Source organism: Rhodospira trueperi (genome assembly GCF_900101965.1).
Lineage (GTDB): Bacteria > Pseudomonadota > Alphaproteobacteria > Rhodospirillales > Rhodospirillaceae > Rhodospira > Rhodospira trueperi.
Window position 1 is genome coordinate 105,445 of record NZ_FNAP01000005.1, and the last position, 19,216, is coordinate 124,660.

18 protein-coding genes are annotated in these 19,216 nt (G+C 68.3%); 11 read left to right on the forward strand and 7 right to left on the reverse strand.

Going from position 1 to position 19,216, the window contains the following annotated elements; translation table 11 throughout:
• Nucleotides 1-18 precede the first annotated feature (18 nt).
• Nucleotides 19-1,461, reverse strand: a complete 1,443-nt coding sequence (locus BLS85_RS08225) for a mannose-1-phosphate guanylyltransferase/mannose-6-phosphate isomerase (RefSeq protein WP_092785061.1) — start codon at nt 1,459-1,461, stop codon at nt 19-21.
• A 144-nt stretch (nt 1,462-1,605) separates the two neighbouring features.
• Here BLS85_RS08225 and cobA point away from each other — a divergent pair, with 144 nt between their 5' ends.
• Entirely contained in the window at nt 1,606-2,460 is an 855-nt protein-coding gene (gene cobA, locus BLS85_RS08230; protein WP_092785064.1) for a uroporphyrinogen-III C-methyltransferase, read from the forward strand.
• 184 nt (nt 2,461-2,644) lie between these two features.
• On the opposite strand, the gene BLS85_RS08235 is transcribed toward cobA, so the two are convergent.
• Nucleotides 2,645-3,253 (reverse strand): DUF721 domain-containing protein, encoded by a 609-nt coding sequence (locus tag BLS85_RS08235; RefSeq protein ID WP_092785067.1) that lies wholly within the window; start codon nt 3,251-3,253, stop codon nt 2,645-2,647.
• Nucleotides 3,254-3,343: 90 nt separating this feature from the next.
• Between BLS85_RS08235 and mutY the strand changes: the two genes are divergently transcribed.
• The 4 genes from mutY to BLS85_RS19080 all read left to right on the forward strand — a co-directional run bounded on the left by mutY (nt 3,344) and on the right by BLS85_RS19080 (nt 7,371).
• Nucleotides 3,344-4,498: an A/G-specific adenine glycosylase gene (gene mutY, locus BLS85_RS08240; RefSeq protein WP_092785069.1), complete on the forward strand. Its 1,155-nt coding sequence runs from the start codon at nt 3,344-3,346 to the stop codon at nt 4,496-4,498.
• 22 nt (nt 4,499-4,520) lie between these two features.
• Complete coding sequence (gene amrS / locus BLS85_RS08245; protein WP_092785416.1) at nt 4,521-5,612, forward strand: AmmeMemoRadiSam system radical SAM enzyme; 1,092 nt, start codon at nt 4,521-4,523, stop codon at nt 5,610-5,612.
• An 11-nt stretch (nt 5,613-5,623) separates the two neighbouring features.
• Nucleotides 5,624-6,898 (forward strand): hypothetical protein, encoded by a 1,275-nt coding sequence (locus BLS85_RS18685; RefSeq protein WP_143027135.1) that lies wholly within the window; start codon nt 5,624-5,626, stop codon nt 6,896-6,898.
• Nucleotides 6,899-7,200: 302 nt separating this feature from the next.
• The gene (locus tag BLS85_RS19080; protein WP_176793517.1) at nt 7,201-7,371 is read left to right on the forward strand and encodes a hypothetical protein; all 171 of its coding nucleotides are present in this window, start codon (nt 7,201-7,203) and stop codon (nt 7,369-7,371) included.
• Nucleotides 7,372-7,451: 80 nt separating this feature from the next.
• On the opposite strand, the gene rfbC is transcribed toward BLS85_RS19080, so the two are convergent.
• The gene (rfbC, locus tag BLS85_RS08250; RefSeq protein ID WP_092785072.1) at nt 7,452-8,021 is read right to left on the reverse strand and encodes a dTDP-4-dehydrorhamnose 3,5-epimerase; all 570 of its coding nucleotides are present in this window, start codon (nt 8,019-8,021) and stop codon (nt 7,452-7,454) included.
• A 143-nt stretch (nt 8,022-8,164) separates the two neighbouring features.
• On the opposite strand from rfbC, the gene rfbB reads away from it, so the two are divergent.
• Both rfbB and rfbD read left to right on the forward strand, forming a co-directional pair.
• Nucleotides 8,165-9,214, forward strand: coding sequence for a dTDP-glucose 4,6-dehydratase (gene rfbB, locus BLS85_RS08255; RefSeq protein ID WP_092785075.1), 1,050 nt, complete (start codon nt 8,165-8,167; stop codon nt 9,212-9,214).
• On the forward strand, nt 9,211-10,098 hold the full coding sequence (rfbD, locus tag BLS85_RS08260; RefSeq protein WP_092785078.1) for a dTDP-4-dehydrorhamnose reductase: 888 nt from the start codon (nt 9,211-9,213) through the stop codon (nt 10,096-10,098). Before rfbB ends, rfbD begins: the two co-directional genes overlap by 4 nt.
• Nucleotides 10,099-10,101: 3 nt before the next feature.
• On the opposite strand, the gene BLS85_RS08265 is transcribed toward rfbD, so the two are convergent.
• Nucleotides 10,102-10,488 (reverse strand): type II toxin-antitoxin system VapC family toxin, encoded by a 387-nt coding sequence (locus BLS85_RS08265; RefSeq protein WP_092785081.1) that lies wholly within the window; start codon nt 10,486-10,488, stop codon nt 10,102-10,104.
• Entirely contained in the window at nt 10,485-10,730 is a 246-nt protein-coding gene (locus BLS85_RS08270) for a type II toxin-antitoxin system Phd/YefM family antitoxin (RefSeq protein WP_092785084.1), read from the reverse strand. The genes BLS85_RS08265 and BLS85_RS08270 overlap by 4 nt, the downstream gene beginning before the upstream one ends.
• Nucleotides 10,731-10,940: 210 nt before the next feature.
• Here BLS85_RS08270 and BLS85_RS19085 point away from each other — a divergent pair, with 210 nt between their 5' ends.
• Nucleotides 10,941-11,099 carry a hypothetical protein gene (locus tag BLS85_RS19085; RefSeq protein ID WP_176793519.1) on the forward strand — a complete coding sequence of 53 codons (159 nt, stop codon included), beginning with the start codon at nt 10,941-10,943 and terminating at the stop codon, nt 11,097-11,099.
• 10 nt (nt 11,100-11,109) lie between these two features.
• Here BLS85_RS19085 and hrpB read toward each other — a convergent pair whose 3' ends face one another.
• Both hrpB and BLS85_RS08280 read right to left on the reverse strand, forming a co-directional pair.
• Nucleotides 11,110-13,614 (reverse strand): ATP-dependent helicase HrpB, encoded by a 2,505-nt coding sequence (gene hrpB, locus BLS85_RS08275; RefSeq protein ID WP_092785087.1) that lies wholly within the window; start codon nt 13,612-13,614, stop codon nt 11,110-11,112.
• Between the two features lie 401 nt (nt 13,615-14,015).
• A complete protein-coding gene (locus tag BLS85_RS08280) occupies nt 14,016-16,412 on the reverse strand; it encodes an FtsK/SpoIIIE family DNA translocase (protein WP_092785090.1) in 2,397 nt (798 codons plus the stop codon).
• 312 nt (nt 16,413-16,724) lie between these two features.
• Between BLS85_RS08280 and BLS85_RS08285 the strand changes: the two genes are divergently transcribed.
• From BLS85_RS08285 to BLS85_RS08295, 3 genes are read left to right on the forward strand one after another with little or no spacing between them, the layout of a single operon-like run.
• Nucleotides 16,725-17,408, forward strand: a complete 684-nt coding sequence (locus BLS85_RS08285) for a hypothetical protein (protein WP_092785093.1) — start codon at nt 16,725-16,727, stop codon at nt 17,406-17,408.
• 43 nt (nt 17,409-17,451) lie between these two features.
• Nucleotides 17,452-18,726, forward strand: a complete 1,275-nt coding sequence (locus tag BLS85_RS08290; protein WP_092785096.1) for a UbiH/UbiF/VisC/COQ6 family ubiquinone biosynthesis hydroxylase — start codon at nt 17,452-17,454, stop codon at nt 18,724-18,726.
• The gene (locus BLS85_RS08295) at nt 18,723-19,211 is read left to right on the forward strand and encodes a GNAT family N-acetyltransferase (protein WP_092785099.1); all 489 of its coding nucleotides are present in this window, start codon (nt 18,723-18,725) and stop codon (nt 19,209-19,211) included. The genes BLS85_RS08290 and BLS85_RS08295 overlap by 4 nt, the downstream gene beginning before the upstream one ends.
• The last annotated feature ends 5 nt before the right edge of the window (nt 19,212-19,216 follow it).

Consider the following 19,216-nt stretch of genomic DNA (forward strand, 5'->3'; position numbering starts at 1 on the left):
TGAGCGTTTGGGCCGGGATCACTCCCGGCCGTAGGTGTCCTCGAACCGGACGATGTCGTCCTCGCCGAGATAGGCGCCGGACTGCACTTCGATGATCCGCAGCGGCAGCTTGCCGGGATTCTCCAGCCTGTGCGTGACGCCGAGCGGGATGAACGTGGACTGGTTCTCGTGAAGCAAAAAGTTCTCGCCGTCCCGCGTGACCCGGGCGGTGCCCTCGACCACGATCCAGTGTTCGGCGCGGTGATGGTGCATCTGCAGGCTGAGGCGTTCGCCCGGCCGCACCATGATCTGCTTGACCTGGAAGCGCTCGCCCTGGTCGATGCCCCGGTAGCTGCCCCAGGGGCGGAACACGGTCGAGTGCAGGCGCCCCTGCGGACGGTCGGCGGCATTCAGGCGGCCGACGATGTCCTTGACCGCCTCGGCACGGTCGCGCGGGGCCACCAGCACGGCATCGTCGGTGGCGACGACCACCGCGTCCGTCAGGCCGACGGTCGCCACCATCGGGCCTTCCGAACGGACGTAGCAGTCACGGGTCTCGCTGACCATCACATCGCCGTGCAGCACGTTGCCGGCTTCGTCACGCTCTCCGATATCCCACAGCGCGTTCCAGGCGCCGACGTCGTTCCAGCCCATGGAGACCGGAACCACGGCGGCCCTGTCGGTTCGTTCCATGACCGCGACGTCGATGGATTGGGACACCGTGCGGGCGAAGGGGGCGGAGGCGAGGCGACGGAAATCAAGGTCGTCCCGGCCCTCGGACAGGGCGGCGCGGGCCGCCGTGACGGTCTCGGGGTGCAGACGCTCCATTTCGGCCAGGAAGGTCTCGGCGGTGAAGGCGAACATGCCGCCGTTCCAGAGATAATCGCCCTCGGCGAGATACTGTTCGGCGGTCGCCCGATCCGGTTTCTCGACGAACCGATCCACACCCCGGGCGCCGACCACGCCGTCCAGATGTCCGCCCACGCGGATATAGCCGTATCCGGTTTCCGGTCTGTTCGGGGTGATGCCGAAGGTGACCAGATAGCCCTGCCGCGCCGCCGCCGCGGCCGTCGTGACGGCGGCCCGGAAGGCCTCCGGATCGGCGATGACATGATCGGACGGCAGCAGAAGGACCACGCCCTCGGGGTCCTGTTCGGCCACGGCCAGCGCCGCCACGGTGGCCGCCGGTGCGGTATTGCGCCCCTCCGGCTCCAGCAGAATCGCGGCGGGGGTGATCTCGACGGCCCTCATCTGCTCGGCCAGCAGGAATCTGTGTTCTTCGTTACAGATGGCGATGGGTGGGGCGAAACCCGGGCCTGTCACCCGCCGGGCGGTCGCCTGCACCATGGTTTCGTCGCTGGCCAGCGGCAGGAATTGCTTGGGATAGAGCGCGCGCGACATGGGCCACAGCCGGCTGCCCGCTCCCCCGGACAGGACCACGGGATGGATTGGGGAAGGCGTGTCGGGGCCGGTGGCGGGCATGGTCGCGGGTCTCGCTCTACGTCGCGTCAGAGTGGAGAACCATAGCCTAGCACTCAGTCGGGGTCGGGGGCTAGATCAGCGCGCTCGGATCAGGGCAGCGCAAAGCGCTGGCCCACGTTGGCCCGGCGATGTAGAAGCGAAGCCATGAAGACGCATCGCGAAACGGAACGATCCCTCTGCGGTCCGGCGCTCCGCCTGCCCGGTTTCCCGCCCGGCGAGGTGTGGCTGGTGGGCGCGGGGCCGGGAGACCCGGGGCTGTTGACTCTACACGCCGCCCATGCCCTGGAGCAGGCGGATGTGGTGGTGCATGACGCCCTGGTGGACGAGGCCGTGCTGCGGCTGGCCCGGCCGGAGGCGGAGGTCATTTTCGCCGGGAAGCGCGGCGGCAAGCCCTCCGCCAGCCAGCCCGACATCACGCGGCGGCTGATCGACCTCGCGCGCGCCGGCAAGCGGGTGCTGCGGCTGAAGGGCGGTGACCCGTTCGTGTTCGGGCGCGGCGCGGAAGAGGCGCGCGCGCTGGTCGCCGCCGGGGTGCCGTTCCGCGTCGTTCCGGGCATCACCGCCGGGATCGGCGGGCTGGCCTACGCCGGCATTCCGGCCACGGCACGCGAGACCAACGCGGCCATCGCCTTCGTCACCGGCCATGCCTCCAGCGGCGCGGTGCCCGACAACGTGGATTGGACGGCCCTGGCCCGCAGTGCGTCGGTCCTGGTGATCTACATGGCGGTCAAGCATCTGGAGACCATCGTCGGGCGCCTGATGAAGGGCGGCCGCTCGCCGGACGAACCGTTGGCTTTCATCTGCTCGGCGACCACGGCGCGGCACCGGGTGGTGGTCTCGACCCTGGGCGCGGCCGTCGCTGACCGCGATGCCCAGGGCGTGGAAGCCCCGGCCATCGTCGTGGTGGGCGAGGTGGTGCGCCTGCGCGAGCACCTCGGCGCGTGGTGGGACCCGGCGGGCCTGATGGCCTCGGGCGAGATGGACGCGGCGGCGGAGTGATACGAAAACCGCTTGATTGGATCGCGTGCGTTGATCGCCGACCCGTAGGTTGGGGTGAGGTGCGACGCACCGAACCCCAACGTTTCGGCCCACAGATCCGAATGGTGTTGGGGTTCGCTCCGCTCACCCCAACCTACGTCCAATTCGGTGGATCGTGAACGATTCCACCGGTTTCCGTAGGATGTCAGCGCCGCGCCGCCATGACGGCGCGGCCCAGCCGGTCGAGCGCGGCCCGAAGCTCGGGATCGGGCACGGTGGCGAGCCGATCCTCCAGCGCCTGGACCGCATGGGCCGGGGGCGGGGCGGGCGGTAAAGCCGGGGATCGGCGCGGTCTCTTGGCCGCCGCTGCCGTGGACAGCGGCCCCTGGGTGACCCGGATCGACTCGACGGCGCGATAGCCCAGGTGGGTGTTGATGCGCTCGCACAGCAACGGCGCGCGGTGCGTCAGTTCGGTGGCGAAGGCGCCGGCGGCGGCCCGAACATGCAGCGTCCCGCCCGTCGTCGCCGACCGCGCCGTGCCGCGCGGCAGGACCAAGCGCACCGGCACACAGTGGCGCCCCAGCGCCGGGCCGACGATGGCCTCCCAGTGCGCCAGCAATGGCGCCAGGGCGGCGCCCCGCCGACCGAGCAGACGCCGCGTCGCCGGCTCCACCAACTGGCCCAGCGCCCGCCAGCGCCGCGCGCGCGTTTTCAGGTCGCGCACGGGCAGGGGCTCGCCCTCCGCAGTGACCAGTCGGCGCAGCCAGCCCGGCGGGGGCGGAGAGTCGTCGTCGGGATCGGTCTCGTTGCTCATGCGTCTTGCCTTGCCGGTCTTGCTCCCCCCACATGGAGCCGGATCGGCTCCCGCCGGTCAAGGTCCGTCCCTCGTCCCGGAGTCCTACCCATGGCGCGCCGCGCCGCTCCTGCCGCTGTCCCGCCCATCGCGCCGCCCGACCCGGTCGCGGCCGCCGATCTGGGCGCCCGCCTGCTGGCTTGGTACGACCGTGACCGGCGCGATCTGCCGTGGCGGCCCCGGCCGGGCGAGACGCCCGATCCCTACGCCGTGTGGCTGTCGGAGATCATGCTGCAACAAACCACGGTGGCGGCGGTCAAGCCCTACTACGCCCGGTTTCTGGCGCGCTGGCCGACGGTTCGGGCTCTGGCGGCGGCCGACGACGACGCGGTGATGACGGAATGGGCCGGGCTGGGCTACTACGCCCGCGCCCGCAACCTGCTGAAGTGCGCCCGCGTGGTCGCGGGAGAGCACGGCGGGCGCTTTTCGACCACCGAGGAGGGGCTGCGCGCCCTGCCCGGCGTCGGCGCCTACACCGCCGCCGCCATTGCCGTCATCTGCTTCGGCCGCCGCGCGGTGGTGGTCGACGGCAATGTCGAGCGCGTCATGGCCCGGTTGTTCGCGGTCGAAGAGCCCATGCCCGGCGCCAAGCCAAGCCTTCGCGCCTATGCCGACTCGCTCACCCCGTCGGAGCGTTGCGGCGACTATGCGCAGGCCGTTATGGACCTGGGGGCGACCCTTTGCACCCCGCGATCACCGGCATGCGGGCTGTGCCCGTGGCGGCCGGACTGCCGGGGGCTTCGGGAGGGCGTGGCCGAAAGCCTGCCGCGCAAGGTGCCCAAGGCCGAACGTCCCACCCGCCGCGCCGTGATGTTCTGGATCCAGCGCAAGGACGGCGCCCTGCTGCTGCGCCAGCGTCCGGCCAAGGGCCTGCTCGGCGGGATGATGGAACTGCCGTCCTCGCCGTGGGAGGCAGCGCTGATGCCTGACCCGGCCGAGGCCGTGGCGACGGCCGCACCCCTGGCGTTTCATGACTGGCACGCCGTGCCGGGCTTGGTGGCGCACACCTTCACGCACTTCCACCTGGAGCTTTCGGTCGTCATGGCCCGGGTCGGCGCCAATCCGCGCGTGCGCGGCGTCTGGGTTCCGCTGGACCGCCTGGACGAACACGCCCTGCCGACCGTCATGCGCAAGGTGATCCGCCATGCGTTGACGAAGGGGTTTCGCGGCGCCGACAACGCTCTACATCCTGGGGACAGGCTGTGAGGATCTCGCCGTGACCGCCGTCATGCCCCCCGGGGCCGAACGCTTCGAAATCGCTCATCCCGGCCGTTACTGGGACCGCCTGGACGATGGCCGCGTCGAGTGCCGGGTCTGCCCGCGTCGCTGCCGGGTGCGCGAGGGCGGGCGCGGCCTGTGCTTCGTGCGCGGGGTGCAGGACGGCGAGATGGTGCTCACCACCTACGGCCGTTCCTCCGGGTTCTGCGTCGATCCGATCGAGAAGAAGCCGCTCAACCACTTCCTGCCGGGCACGCCGATTCTGTCGTTCGGCACGGCGGGCTGCAACCTGACCTGCAAGTTCTGCCAGAACTGGGAGATCAGCAAGGCCCGCGAGTGGGAGCGCCTGAACGCCGCCGTCTCGCCCGAGCAGATCGCGGCGGCGGCGGCCGAGTTGGACTGCCGCTCGGTCGCCTTCACCTACAACGATCCGGTCATCTTCCTGGAATACGCCGTCGACACCGCCATCGCCTGCCGCGAACGCGGGATCAAGACCGTGGCCGTGACCGCCGGCTATATCGAGCCGGAGGCCCGCGCCGAGTTCTTCCGTCCCATGGACGCCGCCAACGTGGACCTGAAGGCGTTCACCGAGGATTTCTATCATAAGCTCTCGACGGCGCATCTGGATCCGGTGCTGGACACGCTCCGCTATCTGAAGCACGAGACCGACGTGTGGGTCGAGATCACGACGCTGCTGATCCCGACCAGGAACGACAGCGACGACGAACTGAAGGCCTTGGCCGACTGGGTGGTGGCGGAACTGGGGCCGGACGTGCCGCTGCACTTCTCGGCCTTCCACCCCGACCACAAGATGCGCGACCTGCCGCCGACCCCGCCGTCGACGCTGCGCCAGGCGCGGGAGATCGCCCGCGCCGCCGGGGTGCATCACGTCTACACCGGTAATGTGCACGACAGCGACGGCGGCAGCACCTATTGCCCCGGCTGCGGGACGCGGGTGATCGAGCGCGACTGGTACGAACTGGGCGCGTGGCACCTGAATGAGGTGGGGCACTGCCTGTCCTGCGGCACCCGGCTGGCCGGCGTGTTCGACGGCCCGCCCGGCACCTGGGGCCGGCGGCGGGCGCCGGTGCGGTTTCGGTGAGGGTGGGGGCGATGGCCAGACGCCTTCTCACGGAAGAGTTCATCGATAGCCTTGAGCCGCCAGAGAAGGGTGAGATCTGGATTGCGGATACCAGGATCAGAGGGTTCGGTGTTCGGTTGTGGGCGTCGGGGCATTCGGGCGGCAAGGCGTATTGTGTTCGAACCACGGACACCAATGGTCGGTCGGTTCGAAAGACATATGCTCCCTGGGACGGGGCATTTGGAACGTGGTTCATGCGCAGTCTTAATCTCGGTGATGTAAGGGTCAATGAAAACGGTGCCTTTCCTTTGTCTGCGTTCTTGAAAGATGCCCGGGAATGGGCCGAGGTGGAAATAGCCCGTTTGAAAGGGCGATTACCAAGCCTTGAGGAACAGAAGCAACTGGACGAAGAGCGCCAACGCGTCCGCGACGAGGGGCGGGCACGAATTGAGGCCCTTTCGCTCCGGAGTTTGGTGGAAGAGGTTCTTGATCCGAACCGTTCTCACGGATGGAGCGAAGCGTATCGCGACAGGCTCCGGCATGCCTTCAACCAGTTCGACCCGACGGACGAGATTAGATCGCGGTGCATCCGTGAGCTATTGGACGACGCCTCTTCAAATGACAAGATTCCGCCTAGTATATCATCAGGCAATTTTCGGCTGCTGAAGTCGTTTTTCAACGCAATGGACACCTACTCATTTGGGATTGGCGGCCCTCACGTAGGCCGTATATTGCTAAGCAGACTGAAATACAATGAACAACGACGGGAAAAAGCGAAAGACTTCGTTGATGAGCTTGAGATCGAGGACGTCGAGCGGCTCCTCAAGGCCTTGCCTGGTCTCGACGTGGATTGGCGCGCGGCCCGGTGCATAGAAGCGTGCTTTCAATTCCGGGCTCCTGTATCGCGGGTTATGGGGGGCCGATGGTCAGAAATCGTGGATGGGTATTGGGTGCCATATAGCCCAGCCGAGCGGAAAAATTGGCATTTTTATTTGGAGCGCATTGATCAGCAGGCGTTCGAGTGTCTCAAGGCCGCGCGCCAGAATGCCTTGGACGAGGGCGTGCAGTCCATGTTTTGGTTTCCGAACAAGGAAAACCCTGAAGTTCCAATAAATAATATTGATCGCGCCTGGAATAAGCTGCTTTCTGTTGTTGGGTGGCCCAGAGTCAGCCTTTCGAATGCGGCGAAAACGTACAAACAGCGATACTCTTTCCTGGAGTGGCCTGACCCAGAAAAGAACGAGGTTATCAGGAAAGAGATCTTAACCTGGAATTCTGTATTGATGTATAAGAAAAGAGGTGGGTAGGTTTTATTGCAGCCCAACCTTTTTTTTGGCCGGCAAGTGCAGTCTGTCATCGCCGGATCGGGTGGTGAGACAGTCTCATTGAAATATGGCAAAATTGTCCAAGGCTTGCGGAAACCGCCTGAAAACTGCCTGAAAACCGCGTTTCTCCTGGAACGTAACGTATTGAGATTCAATAAGATAGAGTCGAGCGCAGCTGATTCTTGCGATTTTCATCGCTTGTCGCCGACCCGGCGGCGGTGGATAGTGCTTCCAGAACGGCCGTTCTTCCGAAAACACAACCCAGAAATGGAAGGACCAATGAAATGAAACATCTGTCCATCGCCGAGATCGCGGTCATCAAGGCGCGGATCGCGCGGGGTGACAAGTACCACGATATTGCGTCGGACTACCGCATCAACCAGGGGCGCCTGTCCGACCTGAAGTACGGGCGCATCTTCGCCGAGGTGCGGCCCGCCGTGTTGGAACCGGCATAATGGCGGCAAACACCGGCCTGTGTTCGCCATCATCGGGCCAATCCTTGCCGGGTGCGCTTTCGGGCGCTCCCGGCCCGCCCTCACCCCTCCCAGGTGAACCACGCCGGGAGGTCGCGGAGCCTGGGCTGGCGGCCGTCTCTCTCCGACAGCACGGGCACGTCGAGCCCCGGCGGTAACGGCCAGGTGATGTCCAGGTCGGGGTCGTTCCAGGCGAGTCCCTTGTCACAGTCGGGGGCATACGGGTTGGTGACTTTGTAGTGCACCTCGGTGTCCGGCTCCAGCGTCAGGAAGCCTTGGGCGAAGCCCGCCGGCACCAGGATTTGGTTCCATTCGACCGCGCTGATGATGGCGCCGACCCACTGTCCGAACGTGGGCGAGCCCGCGCGGATATCCACGGCGACATCGAACACCGCGCCCCTGACCACCCGCACCAGTTTGTCCTGGGCCATGGGTGGGATCTGGACGTGCAGGCCGCGCAGCGTGCCCGGTGTCGTGGACAGTGAATGATTGTCCTGCACGAAATCCAGGTGGATGCCGGCGGCGGTCAAGGCCGTCCTGCTGTAGGTCTCGGAGAAAAAACCGCGATGATCGGCGACCTTTTTCGGTCGGATGATCTTGACGTCCGGGATTGCCAGCGCCTCGACCTGCATGGACAGCCCTCCCCTGAGTCATCGCGCATCCAAGCTGGGCGCAAAGCCCATGCTCGATCCGCACAGGCCCGAAACGGAATGACACCAAGGCTCTGGGTTCGCAATATCACCACACGCGACGGGGAAACAAAGGGGACCGGACGGTGAAGGTTCTTGTCACGGGCGGTTGCGGCTTCATCGGCTCGGCCGTGGTCCGCCATATCCTGGAGGAGACCGACGCGCATGTGGTCAACGTCGATGCGCTGACCTATGCGGCCAATCCGGCCTCTCTGGCGGATCACGCCGGCGATGCGCGCTATGCCTTCGAGAAGGTGGATATCCGCGATGGCGTGGAACTGGCCCGCGTGTTCGAACGGCACGACCCGGGCGCGGTGATGCACCTCGCGGCGGAAAGCCATGTGGACCGCTCCATCGGCGGCCCGGCGACGTTCATCGACACAAACATCGTCGGCACCTACCGGCTGCTGGAGGTGGTGCGGGCGCATTGGAGGGAGTTGGCGCCCAAGCGTCAGGCGGCCTTCCGCTTCCACCACGTTTCCACCGACGAGGTCTTCGGCACCCTGGGCGAGACCGGGAGTTTCACCGAGGAGACCCCCTATGCCCCCAACAGCCCCTATTCCGCCTCCAAGGCCGGGTCGGACCATCTGGTGCGGGCGTGGCACCATACTTACGGGCTGCCGGTGGTCTCGTCGCACGGCTCCAACACCTACGGCCCGCGCCAGTTCCCGGAAAAGCTCATCCCGCTGATGATCCTGAACGGGCTCGACGGCACACCGCTGCCGGTCTACGGCACGGGCGAGAACGTGCGCGACTGGCTGCACGTCGAGGACCACGCCCGGGCGCTGTGGATGGTCTTGACCACCGGGCGGGTGGGCGAGCGCTACACTGTCGGCGGCGACAGCGAGAAGCGCAACATCGAGGTGGTCGAGACCATCTGCGACACGCTCGACGCCCTGCGTCCGGTGGATCGGCCCCGGCGCGACTTGATTGTCTCCGTGACCGACCGTCCGGGGCACGACTTCCGCTATGCCATCGATGCCACCAAGATCAAGCACGCGCTGGGCTGGGCGCCGCAGCACGACTTCGCCGGCGGCATCCGGCAGACCATCGACTGGTATCTGGCCAACGAGGACTGGTGGCGGCCGCTGCGTCAGGGCGTCTACACCGGCCAGCGCCTGGGGACCAAGAAATGACGGCGCGGGTTCTGATCACCGGCCGCACCGGACAGGTCGGCACCGAACTGGCGCGCGCCGCGTGGCCGGCCGGGCTGTCGCCGGAGGCGGTGGGGCGCGAGACCCTGGACCTCGCCGATCCGGAACACTGCGTCGAGGTGGTCCGCACCGGCGGCTACGCCCTGGTCATCAACCCGGCGGCCTATACGGCGGTGGACAAGGCCGAGGAGGAAGAGGACGTCGCTACCCGCGTCAACGGTGACGGGCCGCGTGCGCTGGCCATGGCCTGTACCGACGCCGGCATTCCGCTGATCCATGTTTCCACCGACTATGTGTTCGACGGCGCCAAGGATGGCCCCTTCTCCGAGGACGCCCCGGTCGCCCCGCTGGGCGCCTACGGCCGCTCCAAGCTGGCCGGGGAAGTCGCCGTGCGGGCCGAGTGCGCGCGCCATGTGATCCTGCGTACGGCCTGGGTGTTCAGCGCCCACGGCAAGAACTTCGTCAAGACCATGCTGCGGTTGGCGGCCGAGAAGCCGGAGTTGCGTGTGGTCGCCGACCAGCACGGCTGTCCGACGGCGGCGCACGACATCGCTCGCGCCCTGGTCGAGATCGCCCGCCAGATCGTGCTGGAGGGGCGGGACGACGCCTTCGGCACCTACCACTTCGCCGGGGCCGGGCCGATCACGTGGCACGGCTTCGCCGAGGCCATCGTCGCCGCCCAGGCCGTGAACACCGGCCGGCGCCCGCCAGTGCACCCCATCACGACGGCCGAGTTCCCCACCCCGGCGCGGCGGCCGGCGAACTCGGTGCTGTCCACGGCGAAGCTGGAAGCAACGTTCGGCATCTCCCCGCGCCCCTGGCCCGACACCCTCACCGAGGTGCTGCGGGAGTTGGGGGTGGGGTAGGGGTCAAACCCGCCGAATCGGTCCCGGATACGCGGCGACCTGAGGATCGGCCGTCAGCAGTTCAATCCCCTCAGTCATCGCTTGAGCCACCAGCAGACGGTCGAAGGGGTCCTTGTGGAGCGGCGGGAGGTCGGCCACGGCCAAGACATGGGCGCCGACAATCGCCATTTCCTCATAACCATTCTCCAACAGGCCGTGTCGCAGCGCCCGGGCATCGACATCGAAGTCTGGCCGCCCAAGCGCTTGCTTGATCACAACTTCCCAGAGGCTGGCGACGCTGTAGACGGGCGTCTCCGCCGGGTCGTCGATCAGCGCGCGGGCCTCGGCTGGCAGACGCTCGGAGTCCGCCGCAGCCCACAACAGGATGTGGGTGTCGAGAAGCCGCTTCATGCCTCGTCGCCGAACAGGGCGGCGATGCTATCCGCCCCCAGTTGATCGAAATCGTCGGGCACCTGGATGCGCCCGGCCAGGAAGCCGATCCGGCGGGCCTTGCTCGGGTCTGGAGCGTCCAGGGCCATGACCTTCACCATCGGTTTGCCCGCTTTGGCGATGATGAACGACTCTCCGCCCGCCGCCTGCTCGACCAAGCGGGACAGATGCGTTTTGGCCTCGTGGATGTTGACGGTGCGCATGGGGGGCTCCCGGGAACGATTCGGCGATCTCGTTGACCCTAGTTCGATGAACTTAGTCCGGCGCGTGCGGCAAGGCAACCGCGCCCGCTTCCCGGTGGGGACGTGCGGTCGCCGCAATCGAGGCCGACGCAGGCCGTTGATCCCGCGAGGGCGCGTTCCTACCCTTTTAAGGAGAGATATTGCCCGCCCCTCCGGCCACGGGAGCCCCGCATGCCGCCCATCAACCCGAAGTTCATCATCATCGTCTGTGTGTTCGCCATGATCGGGCTGCACGCCTGCCCGCAGGTCAGCCGCAGCGAGAGCGCGGGGCCGATCATCGAGACGCCGCGCGCCGACATGGAGGCCGGCCTTATCACCAGCGGCGGGTGAGCGCCGCGCTTCATCCGGCGGCCCCGCCCTTGCTCGCCCGCGTGGTCCGGGTGGTGGGCGCGGCGGACAGCGGGTCCTCCGGCCACGGGTGCTTGGGATAGCGGCCCTTCATTTCCTTGCGCACCTCCGCCCAGGCGCCGCGCCAGAAGCCCGGCAGGTCGCGCGTGATTTGCACCGGCCGCCGTGCCGGCGACAGCAGGCGCAGCACCACCGGCACGCGCCCGCCGGCCAGGGTGGGGTGCGTGTCCAACCCGAACAGTTCCTGCACCCGCACCGCCAGCGCCGGTCCTTCCGGGTCGTCGTAGTCCAACGCCAGCCGGGACCCCGTGGGCACCGTCAGATGGGACGGCGCGCGCGCGTCCAACTCCCGCGCCTTGTCCCACGGCAGCAGGCTCGACAGGGCCCCCATCAGATCCACGCGGTCGAGGTGGGCGCGCCGGGTCATGCCGATCGCGAACGGCGCCAACCAGTCCTCCAGAGAGTCCAGCAACGCCGCGTCGGACAGGTCGGGCCAACCGGCGCCCCCGCCGTTCCCGGGTGCGTCGGCATGGCGCAGGAACATCACCCGGGCCCGCCAGCGCCGGATCGCCTGGGTCCAGGGCAGTGACTCCAGGCCGAGCGTGCGGACGCCGTCCAGCAGCGCCGTCGTCACCGCCGCCGGGTCGGGATCGGGCAACGGCGTATCTTTCAAGACCAAAGCGCCCAGCATGATCCGGCGTCGCGCCAGCACCGCCTGGTCGCGCGGTGCCCAGGCGATGTTGTCGCGCGTCTCCAGGGGGGCCACGCGCCCGGCGGTCACGTCCGCGTCGTCGAGCGGCGCGGCCAACCGCACCCGCCCCTCGGCGCCGACGCGGTCGGCGATATCGGCGACCGCCAACCAGTTGGCCCCGGCCAACGGATCGGCCTCGTCGATCACCACGCCACGCCCGCTGGACAGCACGAAGCGGCCGCCCCCGCCCCGATTGCGACCGATGCGGTCGGGGTAGGCCAGCGCCAGCAGTGCCCCCGGGTCGGTGTCGGACGCGGCACGGTCGTTTCCTTTCACCCCGGCCAGCCGGCGGATCTGGCGGGCTGCCTCCCGGGGGCCGGGACCGCGCGACCGCTCAAGCCGGGACCGCAGGTCCACGCCGCCCAGGCCGGCAGGCGCGGCGTCGCGCTCCGATAGCAGCGCCCCGATCTCTGCCGCCAGCCCGCCCAGGCCCCGGTCACGGCCCTCGACCACCATGTGCGCCAGCCGGGGATGCAGCGGTAGCCGGGCCAGAGCGCGCCCGTGCGGGGTGGCCCGGCCCTCCGCGTCCAGCGCCCCCAGATCGCGCAGCAGCGCCCGGCCCGCCGCCCATGGCCCGGCGGGCGGCACATCCAGCCAGCGCAGAGCCGCCGGATCAACCACCCCCCACACCGCGAGTTCCAGCACCAGGGGCGCCAGATCGGCCTCGGTGATCTCGGGCGGCGTGAACGGCACCAGGGCGCCGTGGGCTGCTTTCGGCCACAGGCGGTGGCAGACGCCCGGCCCCAGCCGCCCTGCGCGGCCGGCGCGCTGATCGGCCGACGCCTGGGAGATGCGGGCGGTCTCCAGCCGGGTCAGGCCGCTGCCTGGATCGAAGCGGGGTACGCGGGCGAGGCCCGAGTCCACGACCGCCCGCACTCCCTCGATGGTCAGACTCGTTTCGGCCAGATTGGTGGACAACACCACCTTGCGTCCACCGTCGGCCCGTGGGCGCAGCGCGGCGTCCTGGTCCCTGCCCGGCAGGCTGCCGTGCAACGGCAGGACCGCCACGCCCGGCGGATCGCCCAGGGCCGCCGCCGCGCGGGTGATCTCGCGCATCCCGGGCAGGAAAACGAGCACGTCGCCGCCCTCCTCGGCCAGCACCGTGCGCACCCGGTCCCGCACCGCCGCCGTGAGGCCATCCAGTCCCGGCTGCGGCGCCGGGTGGTGGTGGATCGTGACCGGGTATTGGCGCCCGGCGCTCTCGATCACCGGGGCGTTGTCCATCAGGGCGGCCACAGGGGCCGCGTCCAGGGTCGCCGACATGACCAGAAGGCGCAGGTCCGGCCGCAACGCCCCCTGGGTCTCCAGGCACAGGGCCAAGCCCAAGTCTCCATTCAGGGAGCGCTCGTGGAACTCGTCCAGGATGACGCAGCCGACACCCTCCAGCGCCGGATCGTCTTGAAGCCGCCGGGTCAGGATACCCTCGGTCACCACTTCGATGCGCGTGTCGGGACCGATGGCGCGATCCAGCCGGACCCGGTACCCGACCGTTTCGCCCACGGCCTCGCCCAGCGCGGTGGCCATGATGCGCGCGGCGGCGCGGGCGGCCACCCGGCGTGGCTCCAGCATCACAATGCTCTGTCCGGCCAGCCACGGCGCGGCCAGGAGCGCGAGCGGCACCCGCGTTGTCTTGCCGGCACCGGGCGGGGCCAGCAGCACAGCCGACGATCCGGCCGTCAGTGCGGCCTGCAGGTCGCACACCACGTCATCGACGGGCAATGGGGCGGATCGGGTGGGGTGGGTCATGATCTCGTGCGGGGGTGAGGGGCGCGACGCCCCGTCATGTCCCGCCGGATGCCCTGCCGCCAAGGCCTTTTTTTTGTTTGATACCGTGCGACGATTGGATTGACTCGTCCGGCTGATCGCTTCGGGGCGCCGGTGATGCCGAGTCTTTGACTTTTTTCGCCGCAGCGCCCCTTCGGGGCGCGCGGCTCCGCGGCTTCGCCGCGCCGGCGCGGTCGCGCCGGCCGTCCGACAAATGAACTGACTTCATTCGTCGGACGGTATGAGGCGATCTCGGGAGCCGCGCGGGCCGTCCCTTGAATCAAAAAAAACCGCCGGTCCCCGGAGGCATCCAGGACCGGCGGTCAAGTGCGTCCCGACCGGCCGACGGGGTGTTGGCCGGCGGGACAAACGGGGGCGGCGGCCTACTCGGCGGCCTCCGGAAGAAGAACCTCGCGTTTGCCGACGTGATTGGCGCGGCTGACCATGCCTTCCTTCTCCATCACGTCGATGATGCGCGCGGCGCGGTTGTAGCCAATCTGCAAATGGCGCTGGACGAAGCTGGTCGAGGCCTTGCGCTCTCGCGCCACCAGTTCCACGGCGCGGTCGAACAGCGGGTCGGAGGGATCGGACAGGCCCGCCTCCTCCGCGTCGCCGTTGTTCGCTTCATCGTCCACGGTCACGGCCTCGACATAGGCCGGGGTTCCGAAGCCGCGCAGCGCGTCGCAGACCCGCTCCACCTCCTCGTCGGAGACGAAGGGACCGTGCAGACGGGTGATGCGTCCACCGGCGGCCATGTAGAGCATGTCGCCCTGTCCCAGGAGTTGCTCGGCCCCCTGCTCGCCCAGAATGGTGCGGCTGTCGATCTTGCTGGTGACCTGGAAGCTGACCCGGGTGGGGAAGTTCGCCTTGATGGTGCCGGTGATGACGTCCACGGACGGTCGCTGCGTGGCCATGATGAGGTGCAGGCCGGCGGCGCGAGCCATCTGGGCGAGGCGCTGAATCGCGCCCTCCACCTCCTTGCCGGCCACCAACATCAGGTCGGCCATCTCATCAACCACGATCACGATGTGCGGCAGCGGTTGCAGGTCCATTTCCTGCTGTTCGTAGATCGGTTCGCCGGTCTCCGGGTCGAAGCCCGTCTGGATCGTCCGAGTGACCTTGCCTCCGTCGGCCAGCGCCTTCTCGACCTTGCGGTTGAAGCCGTGGATGTTGCGTACGCCCATCTGGCTCATGGCGCGGTAGCGGTTTTCCATTTCCGTGACCGCCCACTTCAACGCCACGACGGCCTTGCGGGGATCGGTGACCACGGGGGTCAGCAGGTGCGGAATGTCGTCATAGGCCGACAGTTCCAGCATCTTGGGGTCGATCAGAATCAGGCGGCAGCGTTCGGGCGGCAGACGGTAGAGCAACGACAGGATCATGGCGTTGACCGCCACTGACTTGCCGGACCCGGTGGTGCCCGCGATCAGCAGGTGCGGCATGCGCGCCAGATCGACGAACATCGGCCCGCCACCGATGTCCCGCCCCAGGGCGAGCGTTAGGGTCAGGTCGCCGCCGGCGAACCCCTCGTTGGCCAGCATCTCGCGCAGGTTCACACCCTGACGGCGGGCGTTGGGCAGTTCGATACCGATCACGCTCTTGCCGGGAATGACCGCGATGCGCACTGAAACCGCGCTCATGGCCCGCGCGATGTCGTCGGCCAGCCCGATGATGCGCGCGGTCTTGATGCCGGGCGCGGGTTCGAGTTCGTATAGCGTCACCACCGGGCCGGGCCGCACCTTCACGATCTCGCCCTTGATGCCGAAGTCGCCGAGCACGCCCTCCAGAAGGCGGGCGTTGTTGGCAAGGGCCTCCTCGTTGACCCGGCGCTGGGCCTCGGTGGCGCGCGGCGGTGTCAGAAGGTCGAGCGACGGCAGGATCGGCCCGTCGGAATCGGCGTCGTGATCGCCGAACAGCGAGCCCTGGCGGGCGCGTAGCGTCTCCCGCGCGGCGCGGGCGGCGGTCTGGCGTGGCGGCGGCTCGACCACGGCGCGGCGGGGACGATTCGGCTGGGGCCTTGGTTCCGGGTCGGCCTCAGCGGGCGTCAGCGTCGGTTCGTGGCGTTCGGTGCGCTCGCGGCGGGCGGCCCGCGTCAGCGTGGTTCCGACGCGCGCGACCGCCGATCCGAATGTCGTCACGGCAACCGTGCCGACACGGATCCAGCGAACGGCGGTGGCGAGCCCGTCGCGGGTGGCGATGATATGGTGCCAGCGCAGGCCCAGGGCGATGATCACTAGCCACAGGCCGGCCACGGTGGCGAAGACCGCGGGAACCCAGTCCCACCCCCCGCGAGGGGCGAGGTGAATCATCAGATGCAGGCTCCAGGCGTTCGCGGCCGATCCCACCGCGCCGCCGGCGCCGGCCCAGGAGGGAACGGTGCCCGACGGCAGCGCCATCGCCAGCGCCATCGCCGCCAGCGGCATGGCCGCCAGCAGAGCCAGCGGCGGCGCCACGCCCCATCGGATGGGGTCCCCGGTGAGGAGGCGCAATGCCAACACACCGCCACCGAGGCAAGGGATCAGGGCGGCATGGCCGAAGGATTGGAACAACAGATCCGCCAGCAGCGCTCCGGGGATACCCATCAGATTGAGCGGTGGCGCCGGACTGGCGACGTTCCAGGAGGCGTCGGAGGGATGATAGCTCAGCAGGGCCGCCACGCCGGCGGCCGTGACCGTCAGCAGGGCAAATCCCAGCATCCGCCGGGACAGGCGGATCAGGCCCAGGGCCGCGGCCGGCGGCAGGAACGGTGTCCGCTGGACACTCGCGGCGCTGCGGCTCATCGCTGAGTCCTTTTCATTTCACCCCGTGCCCCGACCGCGCAGCGATCTGTCATAATTAAACATTTACAACGGACTGCGGTAGTTCTCTATGTTCATACATGAAGGATAGCGGGGTTGGCGGGGCGGGGCAAGCTTGGATTTGTGGGAAATGGGTGTCTCTCCGCCGTGTCCTGCGCCCTTGCCCGTCCGCGAGCGTTGCGCGACACTCCGGGTCGGGACTCAGGCATGGATCGGGCTGGCGCGCGGCGGGGGCGGCAACGTGCGCCAACATCCCTTGGGATAATCCCGGTTTGCCTGTATCGAGAGGGAAACATGCCACGCAAAAAGCCGGTTGCGCCGGTGCTGGCGGATGACGAGGACAGCGGGATGGCGGCCGTGGGCTGTCTCGGGGCTCTGGCGGTCATGGTGGCTGTTGGCGTCGCGATCGCCCTGTTCGTGGATTTCAGCGGGACCGAGGAGGAGAGCGGTCGTGCTTCCGGCGAACTGCCGATCACCCGCGTGGAGGCGTTGGACAAGGCCACATCGGACCAGGCGAGTGGACAGGCTCTGGCGCGCAATCTGGAAGCCGGCGACAGTTCGGGCATCGTGGTCGGGCGGGCTAGCGTCATCAACGGCCTGTTTGCCGATTTCTATGAGCACGGGGTCGAACCCGAGACCCTGACCCGGGAACTGGATCGGCGCGCGGTGTGTTTCAACGGTCGCCACGCGCGGATCGGTCCCTTGGTCCTGGCCCCGGAGACCCGGGGCTTCGCCCTGACATTCGGCGCCCTGACCTACGCGGACGGCAATCCATACCCGCGTCTGGAATTCTCCCATGGGATCTCCGAAGATCTGAACTACGTATACTATGTCAGTTTGACGGAGGAGCCGATCCGGGGCTTCGAGCCGCAGGGTATCCGCATTCCCAACACACGGGAGGCCGTGGGGCGGGTCATGCTGGAATGGGTCGCCGAAGTGGCCAACGCGGCCTGTCCGCCCCCGGTGGCGGCGCAGTGAACCGGTCCTTCCGGGATACGGCGGGCAAAAAGCAGGAGACGGCATGGCGACGACAGGTGGGACGGCGATCACGGACGCGTCTGGAGCCCCGGCGGGGGAGACATTGACGGCTGATGTGCTGGTGATCGGTGGCGGATTGGTCGGGGGCTCGCTGGCCTGCGGGCTGGCCCAGCACGGCATGTCCGTACTGGTGGCCGAGCGCGACGATCCGGCCGGCTGGATGAACAACGCCTATGACGGGCGCGCCTCCGCTGTGGCGCTGGGCTGTCAGAAGGTGCTGGAGGGGCTGGGTGTCTGGCGCCATGTGGGCGGGGACTGCCAGCCCATTGAGGATATCCGCATCGCCGATTCCAACGCGCCGCTGTTCATGCACTACCACCGCCACGAGGCCGGTGATGAGCCCATGGGCTACATGGTCGAGAATCAGGTGACCCGCCGCGCCATCCAGGCGCGTCTGGGAGAACTGGAGCATGCCAACCTGCTGGCGCCGGTCACGGTGACGGACCTGACGCGCAATGGGTACGGGGTCTCCGCGCGGCTGGCCGACGGTCGCGGCATTCGGGCCCGGCTGGCCGTGGCGGCGGATGGGCGAACCTCGCCCACGCGTGCCGCCGCCGGCATCCGCACCACGGGATGGGACTATGACCACGGCGCCATCGTGCTGACCGTGGAACACGAGCTGCCACACGAGGGCGTGGCCATTGAGCATTTCCTGCCGGCCGGTCCCTTCGCCTCGCTGCCGTTGACCGGCAACCGCTCGTCCATCGTCTGGAGCGAGCGGCGCGACTGGATCCCCGATCTGATGGCTCTGCCCGATGACCGCTTCAAGGCCGAGTTCATGACCCGCTTCGGCGATCATTTCGGCGATGTGCGGTTCGTGGGACCGCGCTTTTCCTATCCGCTGTCGCTGCAGTTCGCCGAGCGCTACACCGACACCCGCCTCGCGCTGGTCGGGGACGCCGCCCATGGCATGCATCCCGTGGCCGGGCAGGGCATGAACTACGGCCTTCGTGATGTGGCGGTTCTGGTGGAAACCCTGGTGGGCGCTCATCGCCTGGGTCTGGACCCGGGCACGCCCGATATCCTGCGTCGCTACGCGCGGCTGCGGCAGGCGGACAACCTGCTCATGCTGGGGGTCACGGACGGCATCGTGCGGCTGTTCTCGAACGACATCGCGCCGTTGCGGCTGGCCCGCACCGCCGGGCTGGCGGTGGTGGACCGTATGGGGCCGCTGAAGCGCTTCTTCATGCAGACCGCCATGGGCACCACGGGGGTTCTGGGGGGCGTCCCGCGCCTGATGCGGGGCCGGGCGATATGACGGGTCCGTCCTCTGCCCAGACGTTGACCGTGCGCTTCGCCAGATCTCAGGACGAGGACGGGTGGCGGGTGCTGTGGCGCGGCTATTGTCGGTTCTACGAGGCCGACATCCCCGAGGCCGTTACCGCCGAAACGTGGCGGCGCTGTCTCGATCCGGCGGTGCCGGCCCTGCGTTGCCTGGTCGCCGACAGCCAGGGACCTGAGGGCTGGGGTCTGGTTGGCTTCGCCATTCTGGTCGAGCATCCCGGCACCTGGTCCGTCGAGCCGGTCGGATACCTGGAGGATCTGTTCGTGGCCGAGGCGGCTCGCCGACGCGGCGCCGGGTCCGCCCTGATGAGTGCCTGCGCGGCCATTGGCCGACAGGCAGGGTGGCGCAAGCTTTATTGGCGCACACAGGCCGACAATGCCACGGCGCGTTCGCTCTATGACCGGGTGGGCCAGAAGACGGACTGGGTGGTCTACGAGTGGCCGTTGATCGAGGGATGAGCGAC